The sequence below is a fragment of the Ruminococcus difficilis genome (genome assembly GCF_016680995.1).
The window spans coordinates 1-5,346 of the sequence record NZ_JAEQMG010000096.1 but is presented as its reverse complement, the minus strand read 5'-3'; the positions used below and the strand labels follow the sequence as shown (position 1 = coordinate 5,346).

General features: G+C 56.1%; 4 protein-coding genes. All 4 read right to left on the bottom strand.

Annotation, left to right across the window (positions count from 1 at the left end; all coding sequences use genetic code 11):
- Positions 1-625: 625 nt before the first annotated feature.
- Positions 626-1,654: a type I glyceraldehyde-3-phosphate dehydrogenase gene (gene gap / locus JKK62_RS09605; protein ID WP_201427700.1), complete on the bottom strand. Its 1,029-nt coding sequence runs from the start codon at positions 1,652-1,654 to the stop codon at positions 626-628.
- Positions 1,655-1,889: 235 nt separating this feature from the next.
- Positions 1,890-3,371, bottom strand: coding sequence for a DUF1846 domain-containing protein (locus JKK62_RS09600; RefSeq protein WP_201427699.1), 1,482 nt, complete (start codon positions 3,369-3,371; stop codon positions 1,890-1,892).
- A gap of 191 nt (positions 3,372-3,562) precedes the next feature.
- Entirely contained in the window at positions 3,563-4,309 is a 747-nt protein-coding gene (locus JKK62_RS09595) for an ABC transporter permease (protein ID WP_201427698.1), read from the bottom strand.
- Positions 4,306-5,034 carry an ABC transporter ATP-binding protein gene (locus JKK62_RS09590; protein ID WP_201427697.1) on the bottom strand — a complete coding sequence of 243 codons (729 nt, stop codon included), beginning with the start codon at positions 5,032-5,034 and terminating at the stop codon, positions 4,306-4,308. Before JKK62_RS09590 ends, JKK62_RS09595 begins: the two co-directional genes overlap by 4 nt.
- Between the last annotated feature and the right edge of the window lie 312 nt (positions 5,035-5,346).

Genomic DNA, 5,346 nt, shown 5'->3' with positions numbered 1-5,346 from the left:
CCTTCGGTCGATCAATTCATGCAATTCCTCAGTCCCCTTTCGGGGACAGCTCCCTTTACCAAAGGGAGCCTTGGAAATCGACTACTCATATATTTTATGATACTTTTTCGACAAGCTGAAGGCTGTCGCATAAGCGGCAGCCTTTTTGTTTTGACAGCATCGCAAGGGCAACCATCGACCGCCCGCTGTCGCAGGGAATGACATTTCCTATCCGACGTTTTCGTTATGGATAACGCCCGTCATCCTCGGGCGGTCAATGACCGCCCCTACGCAACGTTTAAAAATGACGCAGACACAGCAAAGATCAAAACAGAGCCGCATACGTCTGAAAAGCAGCGGTTATACCAATCCAAAAGCCGTCAGGCTTTCCGTAACTTCTTATTTCTTATTTCTTATTTCTTATTTCTTAGTTCTTATTTCAACAAAGCCGTCAGGCTTTCCCAACACCATTCTCCATTCACCATTCACCATTCACCGTTCTCCGTTCACTGTTCTCCCTAAACGCACAAAGCGGCTGTGCGTGATGCACAGCCGCGATTTGGCTTATTGATGCTTTGAGAAAACGACGCGCCGTCCGGATTCTACGGGTTGTCCTTCTCCCTCAGCCACTGAGCGTGATCAGAGATTACAGCTCAGCGAAGTACTTGATGGTGCGGACCATCTGAGAGGTGTAGGAGTTCTCGTTGTCATACCAAGAAACAACCTGAACCTCATAGAGGCCGTCGGCGATCTTCGCTACCATGGTCTGAGTAGCGTCGAACAGGGAGCCGTAACGCATACCGATAACGTCGGAAGAAACGATCGGATCCTCGTTGTAGCCGAAGCTGTCGGAAGCGGCAGCCTTCATAGCGGCATTGATGCCCTCTACGGTGACGTCGTCGCCCTTAACAACAGCGGTGAGGATGGTGGTGGAGCCGGTCGGAACGGGAACGCGCTGAGCGGAACCGATGAGCTTGCCGTTGAGCTCGGGGATGACCAGACCGATCGCCTTAGCAGCACCGGTGGAGTTGGGAACGATGTTCGAAGCGCCGGCACGGGCTCTTCTCATGTCGCCCTTGCGGTGAGGACCGTCCAGGATCATCTGGTCGCCGGTGTAAGCGTGTACGGTGCACATGATACCGCTCTGGATCTCGGCATACTTGTTCAGTGTATCAGCCATGGGAGCCAGGCAGTTGGTGGTGCAGGAAGCAGCGGAGATGATCTGATCCTCAGCGGTCAGAGTACCCTCGTTAACGCTGAATACGATGGTCTTGAGGTCCTTGCCTGCGGGAGCAGAGATAACGACCTTCTTAGCGCCGGCATTGATGTGCGCCATGGACTTCTCCTTGGAGCAGTAGAAACCGGTGCACTCGAGAACAACGTCTACGCCGATCTCGCCCCAAGGAAGCTTGGAAGCGTCAGCCTCAGCATAGATGGTGATCTCCTTACCATCAACGATGATGGAGTTCTCGCCTGCCTCAACAGTGTGCAGACCCTCGCCGATAACGCCGCAGTAGCCCTTCTGAGCGGTGTCATACTTCAGCAGGTTGGCGAGCATAGCGGGGTTGGTCAGGTCGTTGATAGCAACTACCTCGTAACCCTCGGCACCGAACATCTGACGGAAAGCCAGACGGCCGATACGACCAAAGCCGTTAATAGCAACTTTTACTGACATAATAATTCCTCCTAAGAATTAATATTAATGTATTTGTTACATCATTGTTATTTTACTACAAACAGAGCACGAAATCAAGGTGTAAATATGAAATATTTACTAAATATTCGGGAACAAATCATAAAGATGAGTACAAAGGCATCCCACCTAACCATTCACCGTTCTCCGTTCTCTGTTCTCCGTTCTCTGTTCTCCGTTCTCTGTTCTCCGTTCTCTGTTCTCCGTTCTCCGTTCCTCAGCCTCTGTAAAGCTTCTTGGTCTCGTACTTGGGCTCGGTGGTCAGGAGGATACCGAGCTTCTTCAGGGTGCGGGTATCGGTCTCGGAGAGGATGACCGTCGCGTGCGCCTCGGTGTTCCTGAGCTTCGGGAGCTGCTCCATCGCGAGTCGGGCGGTCGGGTTGGTGACCGCGGAGATCGACAGCGCGATCAGGATCTCGTCGGTATGCAGGCGGGGATTCAGCGAGCCGAAACGGTCGACCTTGAGCTTCTGGATGGGCTCGATGACCGCGGCGTCGATGAGGTCGACGCTCTTCGGGATATTGCCGAGGTGCTTCATCGCGTTGAGAAGCATCGCCGAGCAGGCGCCGAGCAGGTCGGAGGTCTTGCCGGTGATGATGGTGCCGTCCTCGAGCTCGATCGCGGCGGCGGGAGCGCCGGTCTCTTCCTCACGCCGGAGCGCGGGAGCGATCACGGCACGGTCGGCGGCGGTGAGCTTGTTCTGCTTCATCAAAAGTCCGATCTTGTACGTCTCGTCGGGCGAGCCGTTGCCCTTGGTCTGGTTGCACAGGGCGGTGTAATAGCGGCGGATGATCTCCTGGTTCGCGGCGGCGCAGGTCGCCTCGTCGTCGATGATGCAGTTGCCCGCCATGTTGACGCCCATATCGGTCGGCGACTTGTAGGGCGATTTACCGAGGATCGTCTCAAACATCGTATTCAGCACCGGGAAGATCTCGATATCGCGGTTATAGTTGACGGTCGTCTCGCCGTAAGCCTCGAGGTGGAAGGGGTCAATCATGTTCACGTCGTTGAGGTCGGCGGTCGCCGCCTCGTAGGCGACGTTGACGGGGTGCTTCAAGGGCAGGTTCCAGATCGGGAAGGTCTCGAACTTCGCGTAGCCCGCCTTGATGCCGCGCTTGTTCTCATGATAGAGCTGCGACAGACAGACGGCCATCTTGCCCGAGCCGGGACCCGGCGCGGTGATGACCACCAGACGGCGGGTGGTTTCGACGTAGTCGTTCTTACCGTAGCCGTCCTCGCTGACGATCAGGTCGATATCCGAGGGGTAATTCGGGATCGAGTAGTGGTGATAGACCCTGATGCCGTTCTCGGTGAGCTTCTCCTCAAATTTCACCGCCGCGCTCTGGTCGGCGAAGCGGGTCAGCACGACCGAGCCGACGTACAGCCCGCGGGAGCGGAACACATCGATCAGGCGCAGAACATCCAGATCGTAGGTGATGCCCAGGTCGCCGCGCACCTTGTTCTTCTCGATATCGTCGGCGTTGATGACCACGACGATCTCCGCGTCGTCCTTGAGCTGCATGAGCATCTGCAGCTTCGAGTCGGGCTTGAAGCCCGGGAGCACGCGGGAGGCGTGGTAATCGTCAAAGAGCTTGCCGCCGAATTCCAGATACAGCTTGTCGCCGAACAGGGCGATGCGGTCGCGGATATGCCGGCTCTGCATATCCAAATACTTTTGGTTGTCAAATCCGATTTTCATATACCATTCCCCCATTTTAAAAAAATACACCGTTATTTTATCACAAAGAGAACGCGCTATAAATATGAAAAAGAAATTTGGCGGATTTTTTGAGAGGTAAATCCGTAGGGGCGGTCGTTGACCGCCCGCGAATGACGGGCATTATCCGTGTTAAAAAACGCCGGGCGGGAGGGCTCGGCGTTTCAGCGATTTTACATCTTTTTCAGTTTCACGGCAAAGACAACAGAAGCGGCGACGGTGAGTACGGCCGCGTAGGCGATCACCACCCACAGGTCGGGGAAGATTGCCGCATAGCTGCCCGCGGCGGCAGCCTGAGCCGCCTTCACGGCATGGGAGAAGGGCAGGATGTTCGCGACGGTCTCGAACGCGCCGCCCACCATCGAGGTATCGAACCAGATATTGGAGAACCACGCGGAGAGGTTCGTCAGCAACGCGCCGCATACGCCGCCGACCGCCTTCTCGTTCAGCACGGTGCCGAACAGCAGTCCCAGCGCGATGAACACGACGGCGATCGGGAGGTTTACAACAACGGCAACGAGCAGATCGGCGCTCGCCTTCAGCCCCAGCGGGAGAGCGGCGAGATAGCAGATCAGGGTCTGTATAAGCGCCATCGGGAGCAGCGGCAGGGTGTAGCCGAGGATGAACTCGGCGGGTCTGAGCGGCGAGGTGAACAGGCGCAGCACAAAGCTCGTCGTCCTGTCCTTCGCGATCAGCATAGATGAGAACAACGACAGAAAGCTCAGTCCGAACACCGTGATGCCGGGCGCGAGATTCTGTATCTGAAAGTTCTGCGGGCCGTGACCGTCGGGGATCGCCCTGTTGATCGCCGACAGCAGTAGGAGCAGTACCAGCGGGAAGGCGACGCCGAAGATCAGCGTCAGCGGGTCGCGGGTGATCTCCTTCGTATTGCGTGAAGCAAAGGTAAGCGTTCTGTTCATGCTATCCCCTCCCCCGCAATGGTGATGAAGGCTTCTTCAAAGTTATCGGTACCCGCCTGCGCCTTCAGCTGATCGGCGGTACCCTCGGCGCACAGCTCGCCGTGAGCCATGATCCCGATGCGGTCGCAGAGGCTCTCCGCCTCCTCCAGATAATGGGTGGTCAGGATAACGGTCATCCTTCCCTTGAGGCTCTCGATAAGGCGCCACAGCTCTCTTCGGGCGAGGACGTCCAGCCCGAGCGTCGGCTCGTCAAGGAACAGCACCCGCGGCTCGGTGATCAGCGCCATTGCGATACTCAGTCGGCGCTGCCAGCCGCCGGACAAGGTGCCCGCGCGTTTGTTTCTTATTTCTTCAAAAGAAAAATCATCGATCATCTTGTTCGCTTTTTCGCGGGCTTCTTTTTTGTCACAGCCGTAGATGCGGGCGATGAACTCGAGGTTCTCACGCACGCTCAGCTTGGCGGCGACGGCGGTCTCCTGCGGCGAGACGTTTATGATCGCCTTGACCTTCTCCGGCTCGCCGACGACGCTGTGCCCCATCACGAGCGCGTCGCCCGAGGTCGGGCGCGTCAGACAGGACAGCATCTTGATGGTGGTGGATTTACCGGCGCCGTTCACACCCAGCAGCCCGTAGAGCTCGCCCTCGCGGACGGTAAGCGCCGGCCCGTTCACTGCCCTCAGATCCTTATATTGCTTGATCAGATTTCGGGTTTTGATCGCTTCCATACCGATCCTCCTTCTGCGGTTTACAGCTCAATGATACGATAAAAGAAGCGATCTTTCTACCAACCGAACTTAACCGGAAGTGTAAAAAATCGTGGCACAAGCCTTATTCCGAGGAGGGCGCTGCAAAATGTCATTGCGAGGAATGACTGCTGCACGATCTCAACAAAAAGCGCCGCCCTTTCGGACGGCGCTGCAGCTTGTCGAAAAAGTATCATAAAATATATGAGTAGTCGATTTCCAAGGCTCCCTTTGGTAAAGGGAGCTGTCCCCGAAAGGGGACTGAGGAATTGCATGAATTGATCGACCGAAGGG